This is a genomic window from Nonomuraea sp. NPDC049750, from assembly GCF_040659625.1.
Classification (GTDB): domain Bacteria; phylum Actinomycetota; class Actinomycetes; order Streptosporangiales; family Streptosporangiaceae; genus Nonomuraea.
Map to the genome: position 1 here is coordinate 144,435 of NZ_JBFANB010000026.1, position 13,541 is coordinate 157,975.

General features: G+C 69.2%; 14 protein-coding genes. 12 read left to right on the forward strand and 2 right to left on the reverse strand.

Features of this window, described 5'->3' with window-relative positions; all coding sequences use genetic code 11:
• Positions 1-69: 69 nt before the first annotated feature.
• The 4 genes from AB0J16_RS44390 to AB0J16_RS44405 are packed head-to-tail and all read left to right on the forward strand — an operon-like array spanning position 70 to position 3,925.
• Positions 70-1,248: a histidine kinase gene (locus AB0J16_RS44390; RefSeq protein WP_357951129.1), complete on the forward strand. Its 1,179-nt coding sequence runs from the start codon at positions 70-72 to the stop codon at positions 1,246-1,248.
• A gap of 33 nt (positions 1,249-1,281) precedes the next feature.
• Entirely contained in the window at positions 1,282-2,031 is a 750-nt protein-coding gene (locus tag AB0J16_RS44395; RefSeq protein ID WP_358551440.1) for a LytTR family DNA-binding domain-containing protein, read from the forward strand.
• On the forward strand, positions 2,028-2,441 hold the full coding sequence (locus AB0J16_RS44400; protein WP_358551442.1) for a hypothetical protein: 414 nt from the start codon (positions 2,028-2,030) through the stop codon (positions 2,439-2,441). Before AB0J16_RS44395 ends, AB0J16_RS44400 begins: the two co-directional genes overlap by 4 nt.
• Positions 2,438-3,925, forward strand: coding sequence for a cation acetate symporter (locus tag AB0J16_RS44405; protein ID WP_358551444.1), 1,488 nt, complete (start codon positions 2,438-2,440; stop codon positions 3,923-3,925). The genes AB0J16_RS44400 and AB0J16_RS44405 overlap by 4 nt, the downstream gene beginning before the upstream one ends.
• Here the strand turns inward: AB0J16_RS44405 and AB0J16_RS44410 are convergent.
• Positions 3,922-4,938: a LacI family DNA-binding transcriptional regulator gene (locus tag AB0J16_RS44410; RefSeq protein WP_358551446.1), complete on the reverse strand. Its 1,017-nt coding sequence runs from the start codon at positions 4,936-4,938 to the stop codon at positions 3,922-3,924. The genes AB0J16_RS44405 and AB0J16_RS44410 overlap by 4 nt on opposite strands.
• 11 nt (positions 4,939-4,949) lie before the next feature.
• Between AB0J16_RS44410 and AB0J16_RS44415 the strand changes: the two genes are divergently transcribed.
• From AB0J16_RS44415 to AB0J16_RS44430, 4 genes are read left to right on the forward strand one after another with little or no spacing between them, the layout of a single operon-like run.
• Complete coding sequence (locus AB0J16_RS44415) at positions 4,950-6,113, forward strand: aminotransferase class I/II-fold pyridoxal phosphate-dependent enzyme (protein WP_358551448.1); 1,164 nt, start codon at positions 4,950-4,952, stop codon at positions 6,111-6,113.
• A 34-nt stretch (positions 6,114-6,147) separates the two neighbouring features.
• The gene (locus tag AB0J16_RS44420; protein WP_358551450.1) at positions 6,148-7,401 is read left to right on the forward strand and encodes a sugar ABC transporter substrate-binding protein; all 1,254 of its coding nucleotides are present in this window, start codon (positions 6,148-6,150) and stop codon (positions 7,399-7,401) included.
• Positions 7,398-8,300 (forward strand): sugar ABC transporter permease, encoded by a 903-nt coding sequence (locus tag AB0J16_RS44425; protein WP_357951147.1) that lies wholly within the window; start codon positions 7,398-7,400, stop codon positions 8,298-8,300. Before AB0J16_RS44420 ends, AB0J16_RS44425 begins: the two co-directional genes overlap by 4 nt.
• A complete protein-coding gene (locus AB0J16_RS44430) occupies positions 8,297-9,127 on the forward strand; it encodes a carbohydrate ABC transporter permease (RefSeq protein ID WP_358551452.1) in 831 nt (276 codons plus the stop codon). The genes AB0J16_RS44425 and AB0J16_RS44430 overlap by 4 nt, the downstream gene beginning before the upstream one ends.
• A gap of 6 nt (positions 9,128-9,133) precedes the next feature.
• Here the strand turns inward: AB0J16_RS44430 and AB0J16_RS44435 are convergent, their stop codons facing one another.
• Complete coding sequence (locus tag AB0J16_RS44435) at positions 9,134-10,231, reverse strand: helix-turn-helix transcriptional regulator (RefSeq protein ID WP_358551454.1); 1,098 nt, start codon at positions 10,229-10,231, stop codon at positions 9,134-9,136.
• Positions 10,232-10,353: 122 nt separating this feature from the next.
• Between AB0J16_RS44435 and AB0J16_RS44440 the strand changes: the two genes are divergently transcribed.
• The 4 genes from AB0J16_RS44440 (at position 10,354) to AB0J16_RS44455 (ending at position 13,419) form a co-directional block, all read left to right on the forward strand.
• Entirely contained in the window at positions 10,354-10,875 is a 522-nt protein-coding gene (locus AB0J16_RS44440) for a sigma-70 family RNA polymerase sigma factor (RefSeq protein WP_358551456.1), read from the forward strand.
• Positions 10,872-11,330: a hypothetical protein gene (locus AB0J16_RS44445; protein WP_358551458.1), complete on the forward strand. Its 459-nt coding sequence runs from the start codon at positions 10,872-10,874 to the stop codon at positions 11,328-11,330. Before AB0J16_RS44440 ends, AB0J16_RS44445 begins: the two co-directional genes overlap by 4 nt.
• A gap of 152 nt (positions 11,331-11,482) precedes the next feature.
• A complete protein-coding gene (locus tag AB0J16_RS44450) occupies positions 11,483-11,812 on the forward strand; it encodes a DUF485 domain-containing protein (RefSeq protein ID WP_358551460.1) in 330 nt (109 codons plus the stop codon).
• A complete protein-coding gene (locus AB0J16_RS44455) occupies positions 11,809-13,419 on the forward strand; it encodes a cation acetate symporter (RefSeq protein ID WP_358551462.1) in 1,611 nt (536 codons plus the stop codon). Before AB0J16_RS44450 ends, AB0J16_RS44455 begins: the two co-directional genes overlap by 4 nt.
• Positions 13,420-13,541 lie beyond the last annotated feature (122 nt).

Sequence of the window (13,541 nt, forward strand, 5' to 3'; positions counted from 1 at the left end):
TCCTTGCTCTTTGTCGGAACGTAGATCGGGACTGTCGAAGCGTCAAGGCGGGCGCTAGGCTCCGGCGGCGTGGAATACCTGGTCGGAGTCGCCGTGGTGACCGTGCTCGTGGGCGTGCCCGCGATCGTGCTCTGGAGGGTCCTGCGCGGGCGGCGCGAGCTGGGCACCAGCCCGGCCGAGCGGGCCACGTTCGAGACCCTGCACACCGCGTCCCTGGCCGGGCCGCCGCTGCGCGCCGGGCTGACCGAGGAGGCCGTCCAGAAGGCGTCGCGGCACCTGCGTACGCTGCTCGGCTCGTCGGCGCTGGCGATCACCGACGGGAAGCGGCTGCTCGTCTACGACGGCGCGGGGGAGCACCACGCGGGTCAGGCGTTCGAGCACGCGGGCGCGACGCTGAAGGACGGGCGCACCCAGGTGCTCGCCATCGAGTGCGAGCTGCTCGAATGCCCGATCCGGCACGCCGTGGTCGTACCGCTCACCACCGACGACCGGGTCGTCGGCGCGCTGGCGGCCTACGGCCCGCACGCCTCGGCGGGGCTGGTCAGGGCCGCCCAGGAGGTGGCCGGTTGGGTGGACTCACAGCTGGAGCTGGCCGAGCTGGACCGCTCCCGCACCCTGCTGATGGAGGCCGAGGTACGGGCGCTGCGGGCGCAGATCTCGCCGCACTTCATCTACAACTCGCTTACCACGATCGCGTCGTTCGTCCGCACCGACCCGGAACGCGCCCGCGAGCTGCTGCTGGAGTTCGCCGACTTCACCCGCTACTCCTTCCGCCGGCACGGCGAGTTCACCACGCTGGCCGAGGAGCTGCGCTCGATCGACCGCTACCTGATCCTGGAACGCGCCCGTTTCGGCGACCAGCTCCAGGTGACCCTCCGCATCGCCCCCGAGGTGCTGCCCGTCGCGGTGCCCTTCCTGTGCCTGCAGCCGCTGGTGGAGAACGCCGTCCGCCACGGCCTGGAGAGCAAGAACGGCGTCGGCCGCATCACGATCGTCGCCGAGGACGCCGGAGCCGAGTGCCGCCTCAGCGTCGAGGACGACGGCCTCGGCATGGAGCCCGACAAGCTGCGCCGCATCCTCGCAGGTGAGATAGCCCCCGCGGGCGGCGTGGGGCTGGCCAACGTGGACGAGCGGCTGCGCCAGGTGTACGGGGACGAGTACGGGCTGGTCGTCGAGACGGGCCCCGGCGCGGGCACGAAGGTCAACATCAGGTTGCCGAAGTATCACCCCGGCGTCTCGGCCCGTTGACCTCGATCTTTGTTGTCGGTTTTATCACTGTGTATGGCACAACTCCGGGTCCTCGCCGTCGACGACGAGCTACCCGCTCTGGAAGACCTTTCGTACTTACTGCGCGCCGACTCACGCATTGGGGAGGTGGCCACCGCGAGGGACGGCGCCGCGGCGCTGAAGCTGCTCGACCGTGCCATCGCCGACGGCCGGCCGATCGACGCCGTCTTCCTCGACATCAGGATGCGCGGGCTCGACGGCGTGGTGCTCGGGCGGCTGCTGTCGCAGTTCGCCAACCCGCCCCGGGTCGTGTTCGTCACCGCGTACGAGGAGCACGCGGTCGACGCCTTCGAGATCAAGGCCGAGGACTACCTGCTCAAACCGGTGCGCCCCGAACGGCTGGCCGAGGCGATCAGACGGGTGGCCGTCTCGGCCGACGTGCCGGTCGAGCTCGGCGAGTCCGACACCATCCCGGTTGAACTGGGCGGCGTGACCCGGTTCGTCTCCAGCGCCGACGTGGTGTACGTCGAGGCGCACGGCGACTACGCCCGCCTGCACACCGCCGCCGGCAGCCACCTGGTACGCATCCCGCTGGCCACGCTGGAGGACCGCTGGGCCTCGGCCGGGTTCGTCCGGGTGCACCGCAGCCACCTGGTCGCGGTCAAGCACATCGAGGAGCTGCACATCGACTCGGGCAAGTGCACGGTCCGGGTCGGCGACACCGAGATCCCGGTCAGCCGCCGCCACACCCGCGAACTGCGCGACATGCTCGTCCGCAGGGCCAAGAGAGGACGGCCGGAGTGAGCCCGGAGCCCCGCCCCGCCCGCCGGGCGCCGCTCGCCCGCCACGACACCGCGCGCCGGGTCACGGTGACGAGCCCCCGCACCGCCGCCGCGCGCCGCCCCCGCTACCCGGCCACCCGCGAGATCGACGAGCAGACGCACCTCGGCGAGGTGTACATGCGCTCGCTGCTGCGCACCCAGTTCCGGCTGGCGCTGTTCGTCTGCACGGTGCTGGCGTGCGTGGTGTGCGGTCTGCCGCTGCTGTTCCTGGCCATCCCGGAGCTGCGCGAGGCGGACCTGCTGGGCATCCCGCTGCCGTGGGCGGTGCTCGCCGGTCTCATCTACCCCGCCTTCGTCGTGGGCGCCTGGCTCTACGTACGGCAGGCCGAACGCAACGAGCGCCACTTCGCCGACCTGGTCGAACGCCCATGAGCCTCGCCGCGGTCGTCATCGTGGTGGTGGCGGCCGTGCTCATCGGGGCGTTCGGCATCCGGTTCTCCCGTACGACCTCCGACTTCTACGTCGCCTCCCGCTCGGTCAGCCCGCTGTGGAACGCCTCGGCGATCGGCGGCGAGTACCTGTCGGCGGCGTCGTTCCTCGGGGTGGCGGGGCTGATCCTGTCGTTCGGCGCCGACATGCTGTGGCTGCCCGTCGGCTGGACCGGTGGCTACCTAGTGCTGCTGGTGCTGGTCTCCGCGCCGTTGCGCCGCTCGGGCGCGTACACGCTGCCCGACTTCGCCGAGGCCAGGCTGGAGTCGATGACCGTGCGCCGCACGGCCAGCGTGCTCGTCGTGCTCATCGGCTGGCTCTACCTGATGCCGCAGTTCCAGAGCGCGGGCCTGGTGCTGCGGACCGTCACCGGGGCGCCGGTGTGGGTGGGCGGGCTGCTGGTGGCGGCCGTGGTCGCGGTCAACGTGCTGTCGGGCGGCATGCGGTCGATCACGTTCGTGCAGGCGTTCCAGTACTGGCTCAAGCTGACGGCGCTGGCCATACCGCTGGTGTTCCTGCTCATGGCGTGGCGCGCGGACGGGGCGCCCGCGGTGAGCGCCGCCGACGCGGCCACCTGGCAGGTGCCGCTGGCCGGCGGCAAGGAGTACGGCCTGTACTCGACGTACTCGCTGATCCTGGCCACCTTCCTAGGCACGATGGGCCTGCCGCACGTGCTCGTCCGCTTCTACACCAACCCCGACGGCCGGACCGCGCGCCGCACCACGCTCGTGGTCCTGTCGCTGCTCGGCGCGTTCTACCTGCTGCCCGCGCTGTACGGCTGGCTGGGCCGGTTGTACGTACCCGAACTGGTGGGGACCGACGCGGTCGTGCTGACCCTGCCGGAGCGGATGGTCGGCGGCACCCTGGGCGACCTGCTGACCGCGCTGGTCACGGCGGGGGCGTTCGCGGCGTTCCTGTCCACCTCGTCGGGGCTGACCGTGTCGGTGGCCGGGGTTATCGCCCAGGACCTGCTCAAGGGCAGCGTCCGCTCGTTCAGGGCCGCCACGCTCATGGCGGTCGCGGTGCCGCTGGCCCTGGCGCTGTGGGCGCGGGCCCTGCCGGTGGCCGACGTGGTGGGGCTGGCGTTCGCGGTGGCGGCCTCGTCGTTCTGCCCGCTGCTCGTGCTCGGCATCTGGTGGCGGCGCCTCAGCACCACGGGCGCGCTGGCCGGGCTGCTCGTGGGCGGCGGACTGGCCAGCGCGGCGGTGCTGGCCACGATCACCGGCGGGCCGTACGACGGGCTCGCGGGCGCGCTGCTGGCCCAGCCGGCCGCCTGGACGGTGCCGATCGCCTTCGCGGTGATGGTGTCGGTGTCGTTCCTGACCCCGCACCGGGTCCCGGCGGGAGTGGCGCGCACCATGGTCCGGCTGCACACCCCGGAGGACCTCGACCTGGACCGCGGCGACTGGCGGCCCCGCTCGTCCTAAGAGGGCCGGTCCTGAGGGGGCTGCTCGCCGGAGCCGCGGGTGATCAGCTCGACCGGGACCTTGACCCGCCGCGGTTGGTCCGAGGGGTCCAGAAGCAGGTCCACCGCGCTTTGGCCCAGCCGTGTCACGTCGTAGCGCACCACCGTCACCCCCGGGTTGAACACCTCCGCCAGTGCGAAGTCGTCGAAGCCCACGAACGCGGGGCGTTCGGGACGCTCGCGCAGTGCCTGGAGGATGCCGATCGCGGCCCGGTTGTTGGTGGCGAAGAACGCGGTCGGCGGGTCGGCCAGTGACAGCAGGCGCGTCACCTCCTGTCCGGCCCGCCACGGGTCGAACACCTCCCGCACCACCAGCGACTCGTCCACCGCCACCCCGGCCTCGCGCAGCGCCGCGCGGTAGCCGGAGGCGCGGTCGTGGACCGAGCTCAGTCCGTCGTCGTCGGAGATCAGCCCGATGCGCCGGTGGCCGTGCTCCAGCAGGTGCTGCGTCGCCATCCGGCCGCCCCTGACGTCGTCCAGCAGCACCACGTCCGCCTGCTCCAGGCCGTGCGGCACCCGGTCCACGAACACCGTGGTCAGGCCGCCGTGCTCGCCGAGCCAGCCGTGGTCGGCGGCCGACGGAACGATGATCAGCGAGTCGACGCCCCGGGCGTACATGGACTCCACGAGCATCCGCTCCCGCTCCGGCCGTTCCTCGTAGGAGCCGAAGATGACCAGTGCCTCATGGTCGGCCGCCGCCGCTTCCACCGCCTTGGCCAGGCGGGAGTAGAACTCGTTGGAGATGTTCTCCATGACCAGGCCGAGCGTCAGCATGGTGGCGCGGCGGGCCAGCCGGCTGGCCGCCTCGTTGCGGCGGAAGCCGAGCGCGCTGATGGCCTCCTGGACCCGCTGCCGCAGCGGCGCGCTCACGTGCGGCTCCTGGTTGACCACCCGCGAGACGGTCTTCAGGCTCACCCCCGCGCGCCGGGCGACGTCGGCCATGGTCGGGTTGATGGCTCCCTTGTGGCCTGTCATATGGTGCCCCCATGGATGATGAATGGATCTGTGGACGGCTGGGCGAGGACGAGCCGTGGATGCTGGGCGCGGTCAACCCGCCCGTGTTCGAGAACTCGCTGTTCACCTTCGAGACGGCCGCCGAACTGGGTGAGGCGATCAGGAACGAGGACGAGCGCTACGTCTACTGGCGGGGCACCAACCCGACGGTCGACCTGGCGCAGCGCAAGCTTGCCGCGCTGGAGCGGGGGGAGCGGGCCAAGTGTTTCGCCTCGGGAATGGGCGCGATCGCCGCGACCATCTCCTCGCTGGTGAAGGCCGGTGACCATGTGCTGGTGCTGGGCGCGGTCTATGGGCCCACCACCCAGTTCCTGCGTTACCTGGAGAAGTTCGGCGTCACGCATACGCACGTCGATGACCTCGAAGGCTGTGACAGCGCTATCACGGCGAGCACCCGCCTACTCTACTTCGAGTCGCCCTCCTACATGGCCTACGCCGTCGTGGACATCGCGGAGGTGACCGCCTGGGCGCGGGAGCGGGGGCTGGTGACGGTGATGGACAACACCTGGTCCACGCCGCTGTTCCAGAAGCCGCTGACGCTCGGGGTGGACCTGGTCGTGCACTCGCTGTCGAAGTACATCGGCGGCCACAGCGACCTGGTCGGCGGCGTGGTGATCGGGCCGTCGCGGCTCATCAGGCCGCTGGCGCTGACCGAGTACCAGCTCTACGGGGCGGCCATGTCACCGCACGACGCGGCCAAGGTGATCAAGGGGCTGCGGACACTTCCGGTACGGATGGCGGCGCACCAGGAACGCGGGCTGGCGGTTGCCGGGTTCCTGGCGGATCATCCGGCGGTGCGGCGGGTCAACTATCCGGGGCTGCCCTCGCATCCCGGTCACGCGCAGGCGCTTCGCCAGATGTCCGGCTTCTCCAGCCTGTTCAGCTTGGAACTGGACACCGACTCTCGGCCGGTGGTCGCAGCATTCATCGATTTGTTGCGATATTTCAGGATCGGAGTGTCCTGGGGAGGCTTTGAGAGTCTGGTCAACGCGCCCGCGCTCTCGACCAAGGAGAGCGTACGAGCGACCATGGGCATCCCGATCGGGCTGGTCCGCCTGTCGGTCGGGCTGGAACCCGCCGATACATTGATCAAGGACCTCGGTCTAGCGCTGGAGGGTGCCAGTCCCCTAGCGTGATTGACAGCGCTGTCTTTCCTCTCTGGAGGCTCAGATGAGAACCCCCCTCCTCGCGTCCTTGGTCGCGGCAACCCTGGTACTCGCGGGCTGCGGCTCCGGGTCGTCCTCCGGAGAGGTACGGCTGCGCATGATCGAGAGCCTGACCAGCCCTGAACGGACGAAGCTGATCAAGACCTTGATCGCGGACTTCGAGAAGGCGAACCCGAAGGTCAAGGTGGAGCTGATCTCGCCGCCACTCGACAGCGCCGACCAGAAGATCACCCAGATCCTGCAGACGAAGAAGGGCCTGGACGTCCTGGAGGTCCGCGACCACACGGCCAAGTCCTTCTCCAACAACGGCTGGCTGGCCGTACTGCCGACCACGGAATGGGCGGGCTGGTCGGACCTGACCGAGCTGGCCCAGAAGAAGGCGGTCGAGGTCGGCGGCAAGCCGTACCTCATCCCGTACGGCTTCTATGAGCGCACGCTGTTCTACCGGACCGACTGGGGCATGGCCCAGCCGCCCACGACCTGGCAGGAGCTCTACGAGGCCGGCAAGAAGATGACCTCCGGCGACAGGTTCGGCTACTCCTTCCGGGGCGGCAAGGGCGGCGCCGACTACGTGGTCCAGATGATCAGCGCCTACAACGGCGAGGCCCTGAACCCCGAGAAGTCCTTCTTCCTCAAGGACAAGCGGACGATCTTCTCGACCCCCGAGGCCGTCCAGGCGACGGACCTGTTCGTGAAGATCTTCAAGGAGATCTCGCCGCCCGACTCGGTGTCGTGGGGCTACCCGGAGATGGTCCAGGGCTTCACCTCGGGCGTCACCGGCATGCTCATCCAGGACCCCGAGGTGATCAAGACGGTCGAGGAGAGCTCGGTCAAGACCTGGTCCACGGCGCCGATCCCCAAGGGTCCGTCGGGTTACGCCTTCCAGCCGGTCGGCTACGCGGGCTGGGGTGTGACGTCCTTCAGCGAACACCCGAAGGAAGCGGTCAAGCTGGTGCAGTTCCTGTCGGAGGCCAAGCAGAGCGTCGCCTTCGCCAAGGGCAACTCGCTCATCCCGATCTCCAAGCAGGCCCAGAGCGACCCGCAGTTCTCCCAGGGCGCCTGGAAGGCCTACCTCCAGGCGCAGCAGGACCCCAAGCAGGTGATCACGATCCGGCCGGTCGACTACCCGGGCTGGAGCCAGTTCCAGGTCGACTCCGACCGTGATGTGCAGGCGCTGCTCACGGGCAAGAAGACCACGGCCGAGGTGCTCAAGTCGTGGGACGCGTTCTGGACGGACCAGGCGAAGAAGGTCTCGTGAGCGTGGGATCGGCCAGACCCGCGTTCACCACCCGCAAGGCCAGGTTCATAGCCCTGTGCCTGCTGCCCGGCGTGGTCTTCGTGGTGCTCTTCACGTACTACCCGGTGATCCGCGGCGCGATCATCGCCTTCCAGCAGTACAACCTGTTCGACCTGACCTCGACGCCGTTCGTGGGCCTGGAGAACTTCCGCGCCGTGCTGGCCGAGGACCGGTTCTGGACGGCGCTCCGCAACACCGGCACCTGGGTGGTCGTGTCGCTGTTCTTCCAGTTCTTCCTCGGCTTCGGGCTGGCGCTGCTGCTGCGGCGGCACTTCCGCGGCCGGGGGCTCTACCAGGCGTGGGTGTTCTTCCCCTGGGCGATGTCGGGGTTCCTGATCGGGCTGCTGTGGCGGTGGATGTTCAACGGGCAGTTCGGGGTGATCAACGACCTGCTGCTCAGGAGCGGCATCATCGAGCACCGCATCGGCTTCCTCGCGACGCCCGGATGGGCGATGACCTCGGTCATCATCGCCAACGTCTGGTACGGCGTGACGTTCTTCGCCATCATGATCATGGCGGCCCTGCAGTCGGTGCCCCGTGAGCTCTATGAGGCGGCGGACGTGGACGGGGCGTCACGGCTCAGGCAGTTCTGGCATGTGACGCTGCCGCACATCCGGCCGACGCTGGCGCTGATCGTGCTGCTGCGCATCATCTGGATCCTGAACTTCCCCGACCTGATCTACTCGATGACCGGCGGCGGACCCGCGGGGAGCACCGACATCATCACCACGTTCCTCATCCAGCAGGTGATCGGCGGCGACTACGGCCGAGGGGGCGCGGTCGGCATGCTCGTCCTCGGCCTGCTGCTCGCCTTCAGCGTCTTCTACCTGAACGCCACCCGATTCGAGAAGGCCCGATGATTCAAGAAAGGATGAGACGCCTGGCCAAAGCGATCGTGCTCGGCGTCTGGCTGCTGATCACGCTCTTCCCCCTCTACTGGATCGTCGTCACCTCGCTCAAGCCCAAGGCCGAGATCTTCTCGATGCCGATCAAATACTGGCCGGGCAACGTGACGTTCGAGCACTACGCGGACCTGTTCTCCTTCGCCGACTTCGGCACCTACCTGCTCAACAGCCTGCTCGTCTCGCTGGTGGCGGCCGGGGCGGTGACCATGATCGGCGTGCTCGGCGGCTACACGCTGGCCCGCTTCAGCTTCCCCGGGCGGGGCGCGCTCATGCTGGCGTTCCTGGTCACCCAGATGCTCCCGTTGTTCATCGCGCTCGGCCCGCTCTACCTGCTGATGTCCGACCTCGACCTGCTCAACCGGCTGGCCGGGCTCATGCTCGTGTACGTCGCCATGCTGGTGCCGTTCTCCACGATCATCATGCGCGGCTTCTACGAGCGCATCCCCGTGGCCCTGGAGGAGGCCGCGCAGGTCGACGGCGCCTCCCGGCTGGTCGCCATGGTCCGGGTGGTGATCCCGGTGATGCTGCCGGGCATCGCCGCGACGTTCATCTTCGCCTTCGTGCAGTGCTGGAACGAGTTGTTCCTGGCGATCACGTTCATCGACAGCGAGGACGCCAAGACCATCCCCGTCGCCATGAACTCCTTCATCACCCAGTACGACATCGACTGGGGCTCGATGGCCGCCGCCACCGTGGTCTCGGTGCTGCCGACGCTGGTGCTGTTCGCCGCGATCCGCCGCTACATCGTCGAAGGGCTCACGGCCGGTGCGGTCAAGGGGTGACGGCCGTCAGCCGGTGAGCGCGGCCATGAGCTCGTCCCTGCCGCTGGCGCCGGTCTTGCGGAAGACCGCCTTCAGGTGGTCGTTGACCGTGTGCACCGACAGTTCGAGGCGGCGGGCGATCTGCTTGGGGGCCGCGCCGTCGTACAGGCACTCCACGACGCATCGTTCGCGCGGCGTGATGCCGTACCAGTCGCAGAACGACGGGAGCAGCAGCGGGCCGGTGGCCGCCTGGATGACGATGGCCACGTCGCCGTCGCCGTCGGGGGACAGGGGCTGGCCCTCGATCACCGTCCAGCGGCCGAAGCTGGCCGCCGGCGCGCAGATCAGCGGGCGCCAGGAGTCCGGGTCGCGGGCGTACGTCCGCGTGTCGAGTGACAGGCCGATCATCGAGGTGTCGGCCAGCCAGCCGGGCAGGTCGCACCGGCCGGGCGTCCACATCTGCGCCAGCCACGCGCGGGCCTGCGGCGTGACCGAGCGGACGGCGTGGTCGGCACCTATCACGATCAGGCCCGCGGGCAGCACCGGGAACGACGGGGTCAGCGGCGCGACGGTCACATAGCGGCGCAGCGCGGCCAGCAGCGCCGGGGCCAGCCGTACCGCTCTGTCCGCGTCCTCGGCGCCGAACGGCCGGCCGCCCTCCGAGCGGATCAGCCCGAGCAGCCCCCACACGCCGTGGGAGTCACGCAGCAGCAGCCGGAGTTCGCAGCCCGCACCGTGCGCCAGCAGCACCTCCCGCGTCAGCCGGTCACCGTGCAGGTCGCACGGCCCCTCGCCGTGCTGCCTGCAGCGGCTGCCGCCGCATCCCGCGCCCACCAGGCCCACCGGCACGGGCCGCCGGGCCAGCGCGGCCGGGCGGCACGGATCGTCGTCGAGGTAGCGGCTCATCGCGAGCGCGCGGATGAGCGCCGGCTCGTAGCGGTGCCAGAAGCTGAAGGACCCGAGTCCCAGCCCGGTCGCCGGGCTGGTGCCGACCAGCCGCAGCGCGTCATGACTCACCCACCGCGAGACGGCGCGCGAGATCGCCGCACCCAGCTCGTCGGGGCTCGCACCCTGCCCCATCGCCGCGTTGAGCTCGCGGAAGAGCCGATCCTCGGATGGAATCACGCCGACACATCAGCATGTCGGGAAGGCCCACCACAATCGCCTCTCAGGGTAGTCATTTGATCACTCAGAGTAAGTATGAACCTGATGGCCTTTCACCCCGACTGTGCTGGCAAGGAGGCAAGGTGGCAGATGAGTTACTGGTGGTGAGATGCCAGCTCGGCGAGCGCGCGGCGCTGACCGAGTTGGTGCGGGCCTGGCACGCGCCGCTGTGGACATACGTCAGGCGGATGCTCGGCGCCGGCGCGGCCGATGACGTGACACAGGAGGTCTGGCTGGCCGTCCTGCGCGGCCTGCCCCGGCTCAAGGAACCGGGCCGGTTCGCGCCGTGGCTGTTCACGATCGCCCGGCGGACGGTGATGGATCGGCTGCGCCACGAGTACGGCGCGGCCGAGACCGAGCTGACCGCCGATCCGGTGGTGGACGACCCGGCCGCGGCCCTGGTGGACCGGGCCGAGCTGGTCGCCGGGCTGGCCGGGCTGCCCGTACGTGAGCGGGAGATCCTTGTCCTGTTCTACCTGGAAGACCTGTCGGTGGAGGACTGTGCCCAGATCTGCGCGATCCCCACCGGCACCGTCAAGTCCCGGCTCAACCGTGCCCGCCGCCTGCTGCGCGAGCACCTCACGGAAAGGGGATTTCAGCAATGACGCAGGATTCGAATGGGCCCTCGCCGGATGACGCGCTGGCCAGGTTGTCGGGGTCGCTGTCGCGGACGAGGCGGATCGGGGCCGTGGTGGCGCTCGTCGCGGGCCTGGCCGGGCTGGTCTTCGTCGGGCTGCTCTGGGCCACCGAGCCGGGAGGGCTGCCGGGCCGTACGCAGGTGGCGTTCGGCGGGTTGATGGCGCTGTGCCTGGTGTGGAGCGGATACGGGGGCTGGGCGCTGACGCGAAGGGTGCCGATGTTCGCGCTGGACCGGGTCGTCGCGGCCTGGATCGCGTTGGCGGCCTCCGTCGTGACGACCGCGGGCCTGGAGGCGGTCGTCCCCCGCCAGGGTGTCGCATCGGTCGTCGGGGCGGTGCTGATCGGTGTTTCGGCGGTCCTGGCCGTACGGGCGCATCTGCGACGGGCGGCACTGCTGCGGCGCAAGCGCGAACTGTCGTGACCGTTCATCGCGCGGATGCGACCTTTCGCCGCAACTCCCTCCCAACTAGGCGCTGAGCTGCGGCGGCTCGCCGAACAGCCTCCCCAGGGGCCTCCACGAAGGATAGGTTTCGCTCCTATCTTGTGCGTGATCCGCATCACAGTGGAGGACTCGTGACGACTAATAAACATGACGCATCCGTCTATGAAGAGATCCAGAGGAGCGCCGAATTCCAGGACCTGAAGCGGCGCTTCCGGCGGTGGACGTTCCCGATGACCGCGGCGTTCCTGGTGTGGTACCTGCTCTACGTGGTGCTGTCCGGGTGGGCGCGTGACTTCATGGGGATCAAGCTGCTCGGCAACATCAACGTGGCGCTGGTCTTCGGCCTGCTGCAGTTCGTCTCCACGTTCTGGATCGCGTGGGCGTACTCCAGGCACGCCGACAAGAAGCTCGACCCGATCGCCGACAAGCTCCGCCACGAGGTCGAGGAGAAGACCCAGTGAAGTCCGAGACCCTGGCCACCATTCTCTTCCTCACCTTCGTCGCGCTTACGCTGGTCATCACGTTCTGGGCCAGCAGGCAGACGAAGACCGCGGCCGACTACTACGCCGGCGGCCGCTCGTTCAGCGGTGTGCAGAACGGCCTGGCGATCGGCGGCGACTACATGTCGGCCGCGTCGTTCCTCGGCATCGCCGGCATCATCGCCCTGTCCGGCTATGACGGGTTCCTCTACTCCATCGGCTTCCTGGTGGCGTGGCTGGTGGCGCTGCTGCTGGTCGCCGAGCTGATGCGTAACTCCGGCAAGTTCACGATGGCCGACGTGCTGGCCTTCCGGATGAGCCCGCGCCCGGTCAGGACCGCCGCGGGCGTGTCCACGATCACGGTGAGCATCTTCTACCTGCTGGCGCAGATGGTCGGCGCGGGCGCCCTGGTCGGCCTGCTGCTCGGCATCACCAGCCCTTCGGGCAAGGCGTGGACGATCGTCGGGGTGGGCGCCCTGATGATCGTGTACGTGGTGTTCGGCGGCATGAAGGGCACCACCTGGGTGCAGATCGTCAAGGCCGTGCTGCTGATGACCGGCGCCGCCCTGATCACCCTCCTGGTGCTGGGCCACTACGGCTTCAACCTGTCGTCCCTGCTGGGCGACGCGGCGACGCAGAGCGGCAAGAACGGCAACTTCCTCATTCCCGGCCTCAAGTACGGCACCGAGGCGCAGGGCCTCGCGGGCAAGATCGACCTGATCAGCCTCGGTCTCGCCCTGGTCCTCGGCACGGCGGGCCTGCCGCACATCCTGATCCGCTTCTACACGGTCCCGACGGCCAAGGACGCCCGCAAGTCGGTGCTCTGGGGCATCGGCATCATCGGCGTGTTCTACCTGCTCACCCTGGTCCTGGGCTTCGGCGCGGCGGCCCTGGTCGGCAGCAAGGCCATCGCCGCCTCGGACAAGGCGGGCAACACGGCCGCACCACTACTGGCCAAGGCCGTCGGCGAGACGTTCCTCGGCTCGGCGGGCGGCACCATCCTGCTGGCGCTGATCGGCGCGGTGGCCTTCGCCACGATCCTGGCCGTGGTGGCCGGGCTCACGCTGGCCTCCTCCTCCAGTTTCTCGCACGACCTGTACGCGCACGTGTTCCGGCGCGGCAACGCCACCGAGCGCGAAGAGGTGCTGGTGGCCCGCATCTCGGCCTTCGTCATCGGCGCGGTCGCGATCGGCCTCGGCATCCTGGCGCAGGGGCAGAACGTCGCGTTCCTGGTGGCGCTGGCGTTCGCGGTGGCCGCCTCGGGCAACCTGCCGGCGATCCTCTACAGCCTGTTCTGGAAGAGGTTCAACACGGCGGGCGCGGTCAGCGCCATCTACGGCGGCCTGATCTCCGCCCTGCTGCTGGTCATCTTCTCGCCGGTGGTGTCCGGCTCGGAGACGGCCCTGTTCAAGACGGCGCACTTCAACTGGTTCCCGCTGAGCAACCCGGGCATCATCTCGATCCCGCTGGGCTTCCTGTTCGGCTACCTCGGCACGATCTTGAGCAAGGAGTACAACGCGGCCAAGTACGCCGAGATCGAGGTCCGCTCGCTCACCGGTGTCGGCGCCGAGAAGGCCACCGAGCACTGACACCCGCTGGTCGAAGGGCCCGGCTCAGGGCGGTTTCAAGGGGTCGTTGCAACACCGCTGGTGTTTTAGGTGGTCAGTAGATCACGCAAGCGCTCGGCTGGGGTGTCCCAGTCGAGCGTTTT

What these genes read in the sequence shown, in the direction of transcription:
- AB0J16_RS44395 (WP_358551440.1), top strand. Translation starts at nt 1,282, where the DNA reads ATGGCACAACTCCGGGTCCTCGCCGTCGACGACGAGCTACCCGCTCTG.
- AB0J16_RS44405 (WP_358551444.1), top strand. Translation starts at nt 2,438, where the DNA reads ATGAGCCTCGCCGCGGTCGTCATCGTGGTGGTGGCGGCCGTGCTCATC.
- AB0J16_RS44410 (WP_358551446.1), bottom strand. Translation starts at nt 4,938, where the DNA reads ATGACAGGCCACAAGGGAGCCATCAACCCGACCATGGCCGACGTCGCC.
- AB0J16_RS44415 (WP_358551448.1), top strand. Translation starts at nt 4,950, where the DNA reads ATGGATGATGAATGGATCTGTGGACGGCTGGGCGAGGACGAGCCGTGG.
- AB0J16_RS44420 (WP_358551450.1), top strand. Translation starts at nt 6,148, where the DNA reads ATGAGAACCCCCCTCCTCGCGTCCTTGGTCGCGGCAACCCTGGTACTC.
- AB0J16_RS44430 (WP_358551452.1), top strand. Translation starts at nt 8,297, where the DNA reads ATGATTCAAGAAAGGATGAGACGCCTGGCCAAAGCGATCGTGCTCGGC.
- AB0J16_RS44445 (WP_358551458.1), top strand. Translation starts at nt 10,872, where the DNA reads ATGACGCAGGATTCGAATGGGCCCTCGCCGGATGACGCGCTGGCCAGG.